The sequence below is a fragment of the Deinococcus aestuarii genome (genome assembly GCF_018863415.1).
Taxonomy (GTDB): Bacteria; Deinococcota; Deinococci; order Deinococcales; family Deinococcaceae; genus Deinococcus; species Deinococcus aestuarii.
In genome coordinates this window covers 17550-32194 of record NZ_JAHKSN010000009.1, presented here as the reverse complement: position 1 = coordinate 32194, position 14645 = coordinate 17550, and the positions used below count along the sequence as shown (strand labels likewise).

General features: G+C 72.0%; 14 protein-coding genes. 10 read left to right on the top strand and 4 right to left on the bottom strand.

Annotation, left to right across the window (positions count from 1 at the left end; all coding sequences use genetic code 11):
* Positions 1-16: 16 nt before the first annotated feature.
* Positions 17-217 (bottom strand): hypothetical protein, encoded by a 201-nt coding sequence (locus IC605_RS12355; protein ID WP_216324236.1) that lies wholly within the window; start codon positions 215-217, stop codon positions 17-19.
* A gap of 63 nt (positions 218-280) precedes the next feature.
* Entirely contained in the window at positions 281-1930 is a 1650-nt protein-coding gene (locus IC605_RS12350; protein WP_246580776.1) for a DEAD/DEAH box helicase, read from the bottom strand.
* Positions 1931-2030: 100 nt separating this feature from the next.
* Here IC605_RS12350 and IC605_RS12345 point away from each other — a divergent pair, with 100 nt between their 5' ends.
* From IC605_RS12345 to IC605_RS12330, 4 genes are all read left to right on the top strand, one after another.
* Positions 2031-2879, top strand: coding sequence for a MerR family transcriptional regulator (locus IC605_RS12345; RefSeq protein ID WP_216324233.1), 849 nt, complete (start codon positions 2031-2033; stop codon positions 2877-2879).
* A 416-nt stretch (positions 2880-3295) separates the two neighbouring features.
* Positions 3296-4264 (top strand): hypothetical protein, encoded by a 969-nt coding sequence (locus IC605_RS12340; RefSeq protein ID WP_216324229.1) that lies wholly within the window; start codon positions 3296-3298, stop codon positions 4262-4264.
* A gap of 30 nt (positions 4265-4294) precedes the next feature.
* Positions 4295-4765 carry an amphi-Trp domain-containing protein gene (locus IC605_RS12335; RefSeq protein ID WP_216324226.1) on the top strand — a complete coding sequence of 157 codons (471 nt, stop codon included), beginning with the start codon at positions 4295-4297 and terminating at the stop codon, positions 4763-4765.
* A gap of 24 nt (positions 4766-4789) precedes the next feature.
* The gene (locus IC605_RS12330) at positions 4790-5758 is read left to right on the top strand and encodes a phosphotransferase family protein (RefSeq protein WP_216324223.1); all 969 of its coding nucleotides are present in this window, start codon (positions 4790-4792) and stop codon (positions 5756-5758) included.
* Between the two features lie 29 nt (positions 5759-5787).
* Here the strand turns inward: IC605_RS12330 and IC605_RS12325 are convergent, their stop codons facing one another.
* Entirely contained in the window at positions 5788-6681 is an 894-nt protein-coding gene (locus IC605_RS12325; protein WP_216324220.1) for a haloalkane dehalogenase, read from the bottom strand.
* 97 nt (positions 6682-6778) lie between these two features.
* Between IC605_RS12325 and IC605_RS12320 the strand changes: the two genes are divergently transcribed.
* Positions 6779-7699: a mechanosensitive ion channel family protein gene (locus IC605_RS12320; RefSeq protein WP_216324217.1), complete on the top strand. Its 921-nt coding sequence runs from the start codon at positions 6779-6781 to the stop codon at positions 7697-7699.
* A gap of 94 nt (positions 7700-7793) precedes the next feature.
* Positions 7794-8915: a GGDEF domain-containing protein gene (locus tag IC605_RS12315; RefSeq protein WP_216324214.1), complete on the top strand. Its 1122-nt coding sequence runs from the start codon at positions 7794-7796 to the stop codon at positions 8913-8915.
* 7 nt (positions 8916-8922) lie between these two features.
* On the opposite strand, the gene IC605_RS12310 is transcribed toward IC605_RS12315, so the two are convergent.
* Positions 8923-9705, bottom strand: a complete 783-nt coding sequence (locus tag IC605_RS12310; protein ID WP_216324211.1) for an SDR family oxidoreductase — start codon at positions 9703-9705, stop codon at positions 8923-8925.
* Positions 9706-10187: 482 nt separating this feature from the next.
* Between IC605_RS12310 and IC605_RS12305 the strand changes: the two genes are divergently transcribed.
* From IC605_RS12305 to IC605_RS12290, 4 genes are all read left to right on the top strand, one after another.
* Positions 10188-11513, top strand: a complete 1326-nt coding sequence (locus IC605_RS12305) for an ABC transporter substrate-binding protein (protein ID WP_216324208.1) — start codon at positions 10188-10190, stop codon at positions 11511-11513.
* 282 nt (positions 11514-11795) lie between these two features.
* Positions 11796-12737 (top strand): carbohydrate ABC transporter permease, encoded by a 942-nt coding sequence (locus IC605_RS12300; protein WP_216324205.1) that lies wholly within the window; start codon positions 11796-11798, stop codon positions 12735-12737.
* A 1-nt stretch (position 12738) separates the two neighbouring features.
* Entirely contained in the window at positions 12739-13620 is an 882-nt protein-coding gene (locus tag IC605_RS12295; protein ID WP_216324202.1) for a carbohydrate ABC transporter permease, read from the top strand.
* Entirely contained in the window at positions 13617-14642 is a 1026-nt protein-coding gene (locus IC605_RS12290) for a glycoside hydrolase family 43 protein (RefSeq protein ID WP_216324199.1), read from the top strand. The genes IC605_RS12295 and IC605_RS12290 overlap by 4 nt, the downstream gene beginning before the upstream one ends.
* Positions 14643-14645: the final 3 nt, after the last annotated feature.

The following is a 14645-nucleotide window of genomic DNA, read 5'->3' as shown; positions in this document are numbered from 1 at the left end:
GCGACCGGGGCCGGGCTCAGCGTGCCCCCGCCTCCCCGGCGGGGACCACCGTCGCCTCGTCGGCGGGGAAGCGGGCGAGGTGCTCGGTCATCGCCCGCTCGGCCTCCGCGCGCCCGGCGAAGGTGCGGGGCTGGCCGTGCTCGTCGGTCATGCGGAAGCGGTGGCGGGGGCTCTGCGGCGTCTCGGCGGGGCGCGTGACCATCACGACGTAGGACATGGGCCAAGTGTCGGGAAGTGGGCGCGCGTGGGGCTGAGAATCGGGTAAAGGCGGTCCCCGGTCCTACCGCCGCCCGCCGCGCCCCCGGGGACGCTGCGGCCCGACACGGCCCCCGCCGACTCCGGTGGGTTGCGAGGTCTCACGCTGAGTCCTGGGTGGCCGGTCCTGCTGACGTTGGGCCTGACCCTCCTGCCGGGGAGGAGTGCCGCCCTGGCCCTGCCGCCCATTGCCCGCCGTGTTCCGCCCGGCGCCGCCGCGCCCCTGACCCCGGTCCTCCACCCCGTTGCCCGAGCCGCGGCCCTGCTTTTCCTGAATGTCGCGGTCGATCACGCCCTCCTCGGGGGTGAGGGGAGGCTGGAGGGCGGAGGGCAGACCCCGGCGGACGCTCTGCCACAGGCCGCGCTGCTCGGGGATGAGCATGACGAGGTTGACCCCCGGTCTCCCGGCGCGGGCGGTGCGGCCCGAGCGGTGAACGTGGTCTTCCGAGGTGGAGGCCACGTCGAGGTGCAAGACCAGCCGGACCTCGGGGAGGTCGATGCCGCGCCCGGCGATGTCGGTGGCGACGAGGACGCGCGACTTGCCCTCCCGCAGCTCTTTCATGGTGTGCTCGCGCTTTTTCTGGTCCATGTTGCCCTGGAGGGGGCTGACGATCTCGCCGGGCAGGAGGTCCGAGAGCCGCTCGGCGCGGCGTTTGACGAGGGCCTTGGTGCGGCAAAAGATCACCACGCAGCCGCCGGGCTCGCGCAGGGCCTCGCGGGTGCGCCGCGCCGCGACTTCGAGGAGGTCGGCCCGCGTCGTGTGGATCAGGAGGTGGGTGGCCCCGGTCGCCCCGCCGAGCACGTCGCCGCTGCGCTGCACGTCCCCGGCCGGACGCGCGGGCGCCACGTCGATGTGGGCGGGCCCGTGCATGAAGCGCTCGGCCACCTCCCGGATCGCCGCCGGAAAGGTCGCCGAGGCCATCGCGAGCTGGAGGGTCCGCCCCCCCACCGCCGACTGCGCGGCTTTCAGGATGTCGCCCACGTCCTTGAGAAAGCCCAGCGACAGCAGCTCGTCGGCCTCGTCGAGCACGACGTACCGCAGCCCGGAAAGGGCGAGTTCGCCCCGGGTGATCAGGTCCTTGAGGCGGCCCGGGGTACCCACGATCAGCCCCTTGCCGCTCGCCTCGGCGCGGGTCGCCGCCGGGGTGATGCCCCCGGTGATGCGCCCGGCGGGCATCCCGAGTTCGCGCGCCACGTCCCGGATCTGCACGGCGAGTTCGCGGGTGGGCGTGATCACCAGCACCTCGGGTCTCAACCCGCGCGTGGGGGACGTGCCGATGTGCCGCGCGGCGGCGGGAATCAAAAAGGCCAGCGTCTTACCGCTGCCGGTCCGCGCCGTGGTGATCACGTCCCGTCCCCCGAGCAGCACCGGGATCGCCTGTGCCTGCACGGGGGTGGGGGTTCGCCCGCCGAGCAGCGCCTGCCAGGTGGGCTCGGTGTCGCCCCGGTCGGGCGCGTGCTCCCCGTCCTGGCGGGCGGGGGCGGGGACCGACCCCCCGCCCTGCTCCGGGGTGCCGCGCCCCCGCCCGCCACGGCGGCGACGGCGGGAGGTCTGGGACGACTCGGAGCTGGATTCGGAGGTCTGGTCGGCGGGGCGGGGCTGGGATGGGTCCTGGGTCTGGGTCATGGAGTCCTGTCTGGGGCTGCCCGTGCGGGCGAGTCCGTCCCCCATCATGCCTCCCCGGCCCCGCCCGAAACGAGAGGCGGTCCACGTACGCCCCGCCCGACCCTCCCGGCCTTGACTCTCCCCAAGGGGCAGACCCGACACTTGGGCCATGAACGAGGTGCCGACGACCGGACGGCTCTCCATCGGGGCCTTTGCCCGGGAGGCCCGCCTGAGCCTCAAGGCGCTGCGGCTGTACGACGCGCTGGGGCTGCTTGCGCCCGACCATACCGACCCCGCGAGCGGCTACCGCTTCTACGCGACCGCCCAGCTTCCGCGCGCCCGGTTGATCGCCCTGCTGCGCCAGCTCGACATGCCGCTGACGCGCGTCGCGGGCGTGCTCGACCTACCGGGCCCCGAGGCGGCGCGGGTGATCGGGGCGTACTGGCGCGAGGTGGAGCGCGAGGCGGCCACCCGGCGGCGGCTCGTTCATTACCTGGAGACGTTTCTCTCCGGGAAGGGAGACACCATGTACGAGGTCCACACCCGCGAAGTCCCCGAGCAGAAGGTCCTGACCCGTCAGCGCTCCCTCCTCGTGGGCGAGTTGCCCGCCTTTCTCGACGCGGCCTGCCGCGACCTGTCTGGGGCGCTGGCCGCCTCCGGACTGTGGGCGGGCGAGCGCTCCCTTGTCCTCTACCACGGCCGCGTGGATGAGGAGAACGACGGCCCCGTCGAGGTCTGCGTTCCCTTCGAGGGCCCCTTTGAGCCGCAGGGCGACTTGCGCATCCGCCTGGAGCCCGCCCACCGCGAGGTCTACACCACGCTCACGAAGGCCCAGTGCGAGTTCCCCGGCATTCTGGAGGCGTACGACGCGGTGTTCGAGCACGCCCGGGCGCAGGGCTGGTGTGGGGCCGCCTCCCCGCGAGAGGTCTACTTCGTGCCGCAGAGCGCGGTGGGGGAGGGTGACCCCTTCTGCGACGTGGCGCTGCCCGTCCGGGAGGAGGGCCGAGCTCAGGAGTGAGCCCCGGACTGCGGCGCGGGGTTCCCGAGCGGGGGAGACCCCGCGCCGCACTCCACGGGGTGGGAGGCCCCGCCCGAAGGAAGGACGACCGTGAACGTCGAGCTTCGACTCGCCCTCGCCCGTGACCGCCCTCTCTCCCTCGAAGAAAAGGTGCGGAGTGGCCGTGGCCCGCGCCGTCCGGTCCGGGCAGGGCCACCGCTCCCATCTGCCGACTCCGCTCGCCCGCCTGCCCTTGTGGCTCTTCCCCGAAGGGAGTGTTTGCCCGGAAGCGGTTGCGGTTTTCCCCGCGGCTCCTTCACACGGGCTTCACGTCGGCTAGAGGCGCCTCCCATCGGAGGTGGACCTCCTCGCTTCCGGGACGGGGTACGCTGGTCCTGTCAGCTTGCGGTCAGGTTGAGACCTCGGGAGAGTGGCGGATGCAGGAACTCGGCGAGAGGTGTGTGCGGCGGCTCTACGAGGTGAGCCGCGACCGCTATGCCCCGGCGCTCGCCGCCTTCGCCAGCGGGTGGCTGGACGACCTCGGCGGGGAGACGCGCGGGGTGGTCCTCTGCCTGGGGCGGGACGGGATCGCGCCCTTCGTGGCGGCCCAGACGCTGCTGCGGGCCTTGCCCCGGCGCTTCCCCGGCCTCCACCCGCGCCGGGTGGCCCTCGCCTACGTCTCCCGCCCGCTCGCGCAGGCCGCCGCCACGGACGCGGCCCAGGCCCGGCTCCTCGACCGCTACCTGCACGGGCGCGGGGCGGGGGGGGACCGTCCCCTCACGCTCGTGGACGTGGGCATTCACGGCAGCATTCAGGACTGCCTGCACCGCCTGTACCCGGGCCGGTCCGTGCGCGGTCACTACCTCGTCTTGCGGCGGCGGCACGCCGACCCCCACGGGGCGGCCAAGCGCGGTTTTCTCGCCGAACTCGACGTGGCCCCGCCCGCGGCCCTGGGGCTCGCCCCCTCGTGGCCCCCGCCCCCCGGCTGGGAGGTGGGGGGAACGCTGCGCGCCGGGGAAGTCTGTTTCCTGCGGCCGCGCTCGATTCACGTGCTCGAGGACCTCTGGAACGGCGTGGGCGGCTCGGCGGCGGGCCTGCGGGAGGGGGGCCGGGGCGGGAGGGTCGTCGCGGTGCGTGCGCCCGAGCCGCCGGACCTCACCCTGGGGGCGCCGCCCCTCCCGCCCCACACCCGCGCGCGGCTCAAGCGGGCGGCGTTGCGCGGGATCGCCGACGGGGTGGCGCGGCTCTCCCGGGGCCATGCCCCCCCAGGCGACGGGCCCGGGGCCGTGCGCGAGCTGGCGGCGTGGTTCCGGGACCTCGACCGGCCCGCGCCGCTCGACGCCCACCTGCTCGGCCTCCTCGTCCGCCACCGGGCGGGCGGAGGGTCGCGGGCGTGGGAGGGCTGAGCCCTCGTTTTGCACAAGGAGCGTGAAATCATGTCCCATCACCGCAGTCCCAAGGAACGCAGCGAACGCGAGGAAGGCGGAGGCCGGATGGTCCGTGCCCGCGCCACCCTGGAGGTCGGGGAGGCCGCCACCTACCTGGAGACGCTGGCCCAGGCCCTGCACGCGGGCGGCGTCACCATCCGCCGGGGCCAGGAACTCGCCGCCCTGCGCGTCGGGGAGCGCGCCGAGCTGAGGCTGGAGGCCGGGGAGGAGGGCGACCAGAGCGTTCTGAAACTCGACCTGCGCTGGGAGACGCCCCAGCCCGAGGAGCGCCTGGAAATCACCCCCGGCGTGGAATCCACGAGCGGAGGGCAGAGCACCCAGGGCCGTCAGGGAGAAGCGGCCAGCCCGGGCGGCCAGACTGGTCAGGGCAGCCAGGGTCGCGGGGGCCGACCGGGCGGTTCCGGTCGGCAGGGCGGCCAGCCTTCCGGGGAGCCGCCCTCTGGCTCCGGAGACGCCTGAACGCCGCCCCCGCCGGGTGAGGGGGTGAGCCTGCCGCCCGGGTGGTCCCCGGGCTGGGAGGCGGCCCCGCCCCTGGTGCGCCGCCTCGCCCACCCGGCGGGGGCCACGGGTCTGCTGGCGCCCCTGCTGCCCGGACCCCATCCCCTGCGGGTGCGGGAGGTCACCCCGCTGCGCGAGCATGCCGGGAGCCGCTGGACCCTGCGTCTCGCCGCCTGCGCGGGGGGTGAGGCGCGGCCCCTGATCGCCAAGGTCTACGCCCGGGAGCGTCCCGACGTGGCCCGCACCCTCGCCGCCCTGCGCCGGGGCGGACTGGAGGGGGCGCTGGGCGTCCCGGCACCCCTGCTCTACGTGCCCAGATGGCGCCTGCTGGTCACGGAGGAGGCCCCCGGCACGCCCGCCCGCGACCTCCTGCGCCGGGGCGAGTCCGGGGTGGGGGAGAGGGCGGCGGAGTGGCTCGCGGCGCTCCACGGCTCGGCGCTGCCCCTTCCCCCCGTCTACCGGATGCGCGACCCCCTCCCCCAGGCGCGGCGCTGGGCCGGGACGCTGGGTGAGGCCGCCCCTCCCCTCGGGGAAACGGGCAGGCGGCTCCTCCTTCGCCTGGAGTCGGCGCGACCCGGGTGGCCGCCGACTCCCCACCTGATCCACGGGGATTTCGTCGTCTCGCATGTCTTCCTGACGCCCACCCGGGCTACCGTGATCGACTGGGACTCCTGGGGGGTCGGGGACCCCGCCCAGGACGCCGGGCGTTTCCTGGGGTCCCTGCGACACCTCGCCGCCCGCGAGCCCGCCCTCGCCGGAACGGTGTCGCAGGAGGCGCGGGCCTTCGCACGCCGCTATCTGGAGGCCATCCCCGCCGCCGGAGGCAACCTGCCCTTCTACGAGGCGCTGGCCTGCCTACGCAAGGCCGCCCGGCTCGCCGTCAAGCGGAGACCCGGACGGACGGCCCACGCGGCGGCCCTGTTGGAGGCGGCGGGGCGGGCGCTGGGCGGGTAAGGGGGCGAGGAGACCTCGCCTCTCCTCCCTCACCCCGGCGGCGTCTCCCGGATGAACGCCGCCACCGCCCGTCCGATCTCACGCGGGGAATCCTCCTGAAGGAAGTGACGCCCCGCCACCGTCACTTCCCTCTGATTCGGCCACGCGCGGCAGAACTCGCGCTGGCGCCCGACGAGGATGGAACCGGGCTCGGCGTTGACGAAGAGTTTGGGCAGCGGGCTCGCGCTCAACCACGCGCCGTATTCCTCCACGAGGGCCACCACGTCCGCGGGCACGCCCTCGATGGGCAGTTGCCGGGGAAAGGTGAGCATGGGCCGCCGCCCCTCGCCGGGTTCACGGAAGGGGGCGCGGTAGGCCTCCATCTCCTCCTCGCCGAGCGGGCGGATCACCGACGCGGGCAGAATCCGCTCGACGAAGACGTTTTTCCCGAGGATCAGCTCCTCCCCGCCGGGGCCGCGCATCGCCCGGAAGATGCCCCGCCCGCCCGGGTCCCAGTCCTCCCAGCCCAGGGGCATCACGATGGTCTCCATGTACGCGAGCCGGGCCACCCGCTCCGGGTGCCGCCGCGCCCAGTGAAAGCCCAGCGCCCCGCCCCAGTCGTGGAGCACGAGCGTGACCCCGCGCAGGTCGAGCGCCCCGAACCACGCGTCGAGGTACCGGGCGTGGTCGGCCAGCGTAGAACTCCCGTCCGGCGCCCTCCCCGACCCCCCCATCCCGATCAGGTCGGGGGCGAGGCAGCGCCCGAGCGGCCCGACCTCGGAGATCACGTTGCGCCACAGATACGAGGAGGTCGGGTTGCCGTGCAAGAAGACGACCGGAGGACCGTCGCCGCCCGTGTCCACGAAGGCGATCTCGGAGTCGAGGACGGGCAGGCGCCGCCGTGGGTGGAGGTCGGCGGGGGAGGGGAGAGGGCTGTCTGACATGGGGACCTCCGCAACTAGGGGAGGCTCAGGATACCCGGCCTCGCCCCCCTCCAGCCTGCGGCCCCCGCGGTCTTCCGAAAACCCTTAGGGTGGAGCCATGAACCTGAACATCGAGGCCGCCTGGACCCGGCTTCAGGGGATGCTCCAGAGCCTGATCACCGCCATCCCGAATGTCGTGATCGGGGCCGGGATCTTCGTGCTGTTCGTGTTCGCCGCCGGGCTGTCCCGCCGGGCCGTCCACTCGCTCACCGAGCGGGCGGGCCACCAGCCGGGCACGGCGCTCGTGTTCTCGCGGCTCGCCTCGTGGGGGGTGCTCGCCCTCGGGGGGCTGGTGGCCCTGACGGTGATCATCCCCGAACTCAACGCGGCCTCGCTTTTCGGGGCGCTGGGCGTCAGCGGCATCGCCATCGGGTTCGCCTTCAAGGACATCTTCCAGAACCTGCTCGCGGGGCTGCTGATTCTCCTCACCCGTCCTTTTCGCATCGGCGACCAGATCGTGAGCGGCGACCACGAGGGCACGGTGGAGGACATTCAGGTCCGCGCCACCTTGATCCGCACCTACGACAACCGCCAGGTCGTGATTCCCAACAGCGAACTGTTCACCAACCGGGTGGTCGTGAACACCGCCTACGAGCAGCGGCGGCTCGACGTGGGCCTTACCGTCGGCTTCGACGAGGACCTCGCCACGGTCAAGCGGATCATTCTGGAGGCCGTCGCCGGGCTGAGGGACGTCCTGGAAGACCCCGCCCCCCGGGTCGTCGTGCGGACCTACGACGACCTCGGCGTGAACCTGGAGGTGAGGTTCTGGATCGAGCCCCCCGTGCGCCGTGAGGCGATCCTCGCCCAGGACGAGGTGCTGGAGGCCGTCGTGCCCGCGCTGCGGGAGGCGGGCATCACCCCCGCGCGGCCCACCCGGCACGTCCTGCTGCGGCGGGAGGGCGGCGGGCCGCCCCCGGAAGAGGCCGGGCAGGCCGAGTGGGTGGGGGGAGGGGAGGGCCCCCGGCGGCGGTCCGGATGAAGGCCCACGTGGGCGCCCGGAGTCAGAGTGTTGTTACCGGCGGGGATGATACTACGGGGAAGTAGACGCCGTACTTGCGCGTCGCCCCGACGCCATGACGCGACCCCCTGCCCCCCTCCCCTCCATCTTCACCGGCGAGTACGTCCGCGCGCTCGAAGGCGTGATCGGCCGCATCCTGCCCGTCGTGGGATCGGCGGAGCTGATGCGCGCCGCGCTGGAATGGGGAACGCACCCCCTGAGCGCGGGGCTGAATCTGGTGTTCGGGCTGGTATTCCTGCTGGGCTTTCTCGGGATGCTCGTGTTCCGGCGCTCGCGGCTGCTGGTGATCCGCCTCACGTTCTTCGGGGCGACGGGGATGGCCCTCGCGTTCGACGCGCTGGGTTTCCAGCTCCTGCCGCCGGGCCTGAACGTGGAGGACACCGCCTACCTCGTGACGGCCCGCCACATCTACCTGCCCCTGGTGATGATGGTGTGCTCGTGGCTGGTGTTCCCGTCGCCGTGGTCGCAGCGGCTCGCCCTGGGGATCTGCGTGCTCAGCCTGGGGCTCAAGGCGGCGGCGGGCTTCCAGGCGGTCTTCTCGGGGCTGGCGACTCCCGCCGGGGTGACGAACCTGCTCGTCCTCCACACCCTCGTGGTGGGGTCGTTTTACCTGCTGCTCCAGGTGTTGACCGTGGTGTACATGCGCCAGGCGCGGCTGGAGCAGGAGCGCAGCGTGCTGGAACGGCACGCCCACGTCGACGACCTCACGGGGCTGCTCAACCGCCGCGCCTTTGACCACGCGCTGAACATCGCCGCCGCGCAGGTCTCCCGTCAGCCCGGGCCGCTCAGCCTGATCACCTTCGACCTCGACGCCTTCAAGCGGGTCAACGACACCCACGGCCACCCGGTCGGCGACCGCGTGCTGCGCGACCTCGCCGTCCTCGCCCGGCGCGAGGGGCGGGCCGGGGACGTGCTCGCGCGCTGGGGCGGCGAGGAGTTCGTCTGGCTGCTGCCGGGCGCCGACCGGGTGGCCGCCGCCCGCGCCGCCGAACGCCTGCGCGCCGCCGTGGAGGCCCACGACTTCCGGGTGGGCCGGGTCACCCTCAGCCTGGGGGTCGCCGTGTGGCGCCCCGGAGACGACCCGCAGACCCTCTTCCGCCGCGCCGACGAGCTGCTCTACGCGGCCAAGCACGGGGGCCGCAACCGGGCCGAGGTGGACCCCGGGCCCCCGCCCTGAGCGCCCCTCAGCGCAGCAGCGACGCCCCGCCGTCCACGTAGACCTCCACGCCCGAGACGTGCCGCCCGAGGTCGGAGGCCAGGAAGAGGCAGGTGTCCGCCACATCCACGGGGTCGCCCTCACCCCCCCGCAGCGCCGGGCTCCCCTGCGGCAGCTCGACCTCGATGCCGATCTCTTCGGTGTGGCGCTGCTCGGTGCGCTCCCCGATGTGGGTGTGGATCAGGCCCGGGCACACCGCGTTGCAGCGGATCTGGTGGCGCCCGAGTTCCAGGGCGATCATCTTCATGAAGGCGACCTGCCCCGCCTTGGAGGTGCTGTACGCGCTCGCGCCCGGGCTGGAGAAGGTGCGGGTGCCGTTCACGCTGCTCGTGATCAGGATGCTGCCGCCGCCCCGCGCCTTGAGGTGCGGCACCGCGAAATGCACCGTCAGGTACGTGCCCCTCAGGTTGATGTCGAGGGTGCGGTCCCACTCCCCCGGCTGGAGTTCGTCGATGGGCGCCCACACCCCGTTGATGCCCGCGTTGGCGAACACGATGTCGAGCCCGCCGAACCGCGAGACGGTCGCCGCGACGGCCGCGCGCACCGCCTCCGGGTCGCTCACGTTGCAGTCCACGTACCCGGCCTCCCCACCCGCGCGGGCGATCTCGTCGCACACCCGCGCGCCCTCCTCCGCCTGCACGTCGGCGATCATCACCCGCGCCCCCTCCTGCGCGAACCGCCGCGCCGTCCCCGCCCCGATCCCGCTCGCGCCCCCGGTGATGAAGGCGACCTTGCCCTCCAGCATGCCCATAACGTCTCCCCCTTCCTGAGCCGGGAGAGTAAGGGCGCCGGGAACGCGGAGTCAACCCGGCGCCTGAGTGGCTGCTCGTCCCGGCCGGGCCCGCAGGGGGTTGAACAACTGTTCATGGACCCCGGTGCCTCACCGGCACGGCCGTGAGAACCGAGGCGGCGCGGGCCGCTGCGCCCGCCGACCACCCGCCCCGGAAAAACCGCGCCTGGACGCTCTCCCGGAATGGAGGTCATGGCGCGCCCCGGCCGGGGTAGGGGGACCCGGCGCCGGGGACCGGCCACCCCTTCCGGCAACGCGGTCTCAGACGGCCTGAACAGGTGTCAACGCGTGGGAGAGCACATTTGACGGCCTTCGGGGGGCGGTGTACCCTGCCAGCAAGGAAACCCCTATAAACGTTCAGGCGTCCACGTGCCTGCCCGATGTCTAGCCCGCGCCACCGTGCTGCCCCTCTCGGGGGCGGCTTCTCTGACCCTGGAGGTCTCATGAAACGCATTCCAGCCTCAGGCCGCCTCGCCCTGCTGACCCTGCTCGCCCTCGGTTCGGCCGGGGCCCAGTCCTCCACCCCGTCGGCCTACACCGGACCCAAGGTCCAGCTCACCTTCCTGCACGGCTTCACCGGCGCCGACCGGCCCGTGATGGAGCGGCTGATCCAGCAGTTCAACGCCGCCCACCCCAACATCCAGGTGCGCGGGCAGGCGCAGCCGTGGGGCACGACCTGGCAGCAGCTCCCGTCGCTCGTCGCCTCGGGCCGGGCGCCCGACGTGGTGGTGATCAACGAGGACCAGATCACCAACTTCATCGCGCGCGGGGCCGTCTCGCCGCTGACCGACGCGGAGATGCGCGCGGCGGGCATCGACAAGTCGCGCTACTACGGGCCGCTGTTCCAGACGGCCAACTACGAGGGCAAGTCCTACGGGGTGCCGATTTCGTCGGTCGCGTACGTGATGTTCTACAACAAAGACCTGATGCAGAAGTCGGGCGTGACCAAGGTGCCCACCACGCGCGCCGAACTCCTGCGCGCCGCCCAGCAGTGCACGACCGACACGAGCGGCAAGAAGGCCGGTCAGGCGGGCTTCAACAAGGCGAACCTCAGCACCTGGGGCATGAGCCTGTACAACAACTGGGTGGGCTCGCGCCTCGCCTACGCCGCCATCTTGCAAAACGGCGGCTCGCTGGTCGACAAGAGCCTCAACGCCAGCTTCAACACCCCGCAGGCGGTCGAGGCGGTGCAGTTTCTCGTGGACCTCGTACAAAAGCACGGCGTGGCCCGCGCCAACAGCACGGAGGAGGCCGAACTCGCCGCCTTCAGCCAGGGCAAGGTCTGCTTTTTCCCCAGCGGGCAGTGGTACACCGACCGCTTCGAGCAGCAGAAGATGAACTTCGGCGTGGCCTTTGTGCCGCGCATCGGCAGCCAGAAAGACGCCGCGTGGGGGGGATCGAGCCACCTCACCCTGCCCCGCCAGCGCGCCGGGTACGACGCCAACAAGCGCCGCGCCTCGCTGGAATTCATGAACTGGATGACGGCCCCCGCCCAGAACCTGACCTGGACCGAGGCGGGCAGCCTGCCCGTGTCGCCCGTGGTGGCGCGCGACAAGAAGTTCGAGGGCCGACCCATCGCGGGCGTCTTCGAAAAGCTCGGCAGCATCTACGCCACGAGCGGCTTTCCCTGGGGCGGGCAGGTGCTCGCGCCCTTCGACAACGCCTGGGCGAACGCCTACAGCGGCAAGCAGGGCGTGAAGGCCGCCCTGGACGCCGGGGTCAGCGAGGCCAACAAGCAGATCACGCAGGCCCGCAAGTCCTTCCAGTAAGGGCGGAGCGGCAGGCCGACTGAACAGACCCACCCGCGCCGGTCACGGATGCAAACGGAGGACGAGCCCCACACGTCCGAAGTGGACGCGCCCGTGACCGGCGCCCCTTCACCTCCTCACCTCCCCAGGAGCCGCCCCGCCCCGAGGCCCGCCGCCCTCCCCGCAGAAAGAGAAGGTGCCCGAGATGACGTCCCCGACCCCGCGCCGCGCCCCCCGCCGCGAATGTCCCCTTCCCCGGCATTCGCGGCCGCCCTTCGCCTCCGGCCCCCAGCGGGGGCGCGCATGAGCCTCAGCCTGCCGCGTGAGAACGTTCCGCCCCGGCGGCGGCGCAGCTTCGAGAACAGCGGGCTGACGCCGTACCTGTACCTGCTGCCCTTCATGCTGCTCTTTCTGGTGTTCGTGGTGTATCCGGTCGGGTACGGCTTTTTCGTCAGCCTGCACCGCTGGGACCTCCTGGCCGAGACGCGGCCCTTCGTGGGGCTGGAGTACTACCGCAACCTGTTTGACTTCAGCACCCCGCAGGCGCAGTTTTTCTGGAACTCGATGTTGAACACGGGCTTTTTCACGGTCGTCAGCGTGCCGCTGCTGGTGGCCGTGTCGCTGGGGCTCGCGCTGCTGCTCTACCGGCCCATCTTCGGGCGCAGCTTTTTCCGGGCGGTGTTTTTCCTGCCGGGCATCCTGACCGTCTCGGTGATGGGCATCTTGTGGCGCTGGATGTTCGACAACCAGATCGGGCTCGTGAACGCGGTGCGCACCGATCTGCTGGGGATGCAGCCGCTGCCCTTCCTCTCCACCGAGGGGCTCGCCTGGGTTCCGATTGTCGTCGGGACGCTGTGGTGGACCATCGGCTTCAACATGACGCTCTACCTCGCCGCGCTGGGCAACATCTCCCAGAGCCTGTACGAGGCCGCCGAGATCGACGGGGCGACCGCGTGGCCCAAGTTCCGCTTCATCACCTGGCCGCTGCTCGGGCCGGTGACCCTCTTCGTGTTCGTGACGACGGTGCTGGCGAGCTTCCAGCTTTTCGGGCAGACGCTGGTGATCACCAACGGCGGGCCCAACCGCACGACCCAGAGCGCGATCCAGTACATCACCGAGGAGGCCTTCACCAACAACCAGTTCGCCAGCGCCTCCGCGATGTCCTTTATGTTCGGGCTCGCCATGCTGATCTTCACGGTCTTGCAATTCCGCATCATGGCGCGCGACGCCAGAGAGGGGACCTGAGATGGCCGCCCCCGCCCGTGACCTTCCGGCGGTCGCCACCACGCGGGGCGCCCCGCCCCGCCGGGGCCCGCGCGACGTGCCGCGCTTCCTGCTGCTGTGCCTGCTCGCCCTGGTCTTTCTCGCGCCGATGTACTGGATGATCACCACGTCGATCAAGCCCGAGACGGATGTGATCTCCACGCCGACCCAGTGGTTCCCGGCCCGCCCCACCCTGGAGAACTACCGCGAGGTGCTGACCTCGCCGGACGGCAACATCCTGCGGTGGATGTGGAACTCCTTTTTCGTGGCGACCGTCTACACGGTGCTCCACGTCGCCCTGTGCGCCCTGACGGCCTATCCCCTCGCGCGGATGCGGTTCCCGGGCCGCGACGCGATCTTCTGGTTCATCCTGGGCTCGCTGATGATTCCGGGCGTGATCACCCTGATCCCGTCGTACCTGATGATGATCCGCTTCGACTGGATCAATTCCTTCCACTCGCTGATCTGGCCGGGGCTGGCGGGGGCCTTCGGCGTCTTCCTGCTGCGGCAGTTTTTCATGGGGCTGCCCAGGGAGCTGGAGGAGGCCGCGCGGCTCGACGGAGCCAACTCCCTTCAGGTGTTGTGGCACGTGATCCTGCCGCTGAGCATCCCCTCCCTGGTGACGCTGGCGGTCTTCGCCTTCATGGGCTCGTGGAACAACTTCATCTGGCCCACCTTCGTGATCACCGACCTCGACAAGCTCACCCTGCCCGTCGGCGTGAACACCTTCTCGCAGCGCTACGTCACCGAGTACGGCAAGCTGATGGCCTCGACCGCCATCGCCAGCGTCCCCGTGCTGATCGCCTACCTGCTCGCCCAGCGCTACCTCATCGCGGGCCTCTCCACCACCGGGATGAAGGAGTGAGGACGGCCCGGCTCGCCCTCGCCCTGACGCTCGGCGCCGTCCTCGCCCCGGCCTCCTCCCTGGCGGGGGGGAGTGGGGGCACGGCGACCCGGCCCGCCACGACCGCCACGGGCATCTTCAAGAACCCCGTCCTCGACCAGAATTTCCCCGACCCCGCCATCCTGAAGGTGGGGAACACCTACCACGCCTACGCGACGAACAGCGCCAGCGCCAACGTGCCCCACGCGGTCAGCCGCGACCTCGTGCGCTGGGAGGTGGGGGGCGACGCCATGCCCACGCTGCCGGGCTGGGCGAAGCTGGGCCGCACCTGGGCGCCCGAGGTGGCGCGGGTGGGGAACAGGTACGTTCTGTACTTCACTGCCTGGCACGAGGAGAGCGGGCGCCAGTGCATCGGCGCGGCGACCTCGGCGGCCCCCGCCGGGCCCTTCCAGCCCGCGCCGGGCGGTCCCCTCGTCTGTCAGCTCGGCGAGGGCGGCAGCATCGACGCCAGCCCCTTCCGCGACGCGGACGGGAAGCTCTACCTCCTGTGGAAGAACGACGGCAACTGCTGCAATCAGGCCACGAACATCTACCTCCAGCCCCTCGACGCGACCGGGCTGCGGCTCACCGGCAGGGAGACGGCCCTCATCCAGAACTTCCAGCTCTGGGAGGGCAACGTGATCGAGGCGCCCACCCTCCACCGCGAGGGCGGCGTGTATTACCTGCTCTACTCGGCGGGGCCGTTCGACAGCGACCTGTACGCCGTGGGCTACGCGACCGCCTCGAAGGTCACCGGGCCCTACCGCAAGGCGCCCGAGAACCCCATCCTCGTGAGCAAGGGAACGGTCGCCGGGCCGGGGCACCAGACGGTGGTCACCGACGGGGCGGGGCGCACCTGGCTCGCCTACCACGCCTGGACGGCGGGGCGCATCGGGGACGAGGTGGGCTACCGCAGCCTGTATCTCGACCGGGTGACCTTCGGCGGGGGCAAGGTGCGGGTGAGTGGCCCGACCGTGACGCCTCAGGTGAGGCCGACGCCTTGAGGT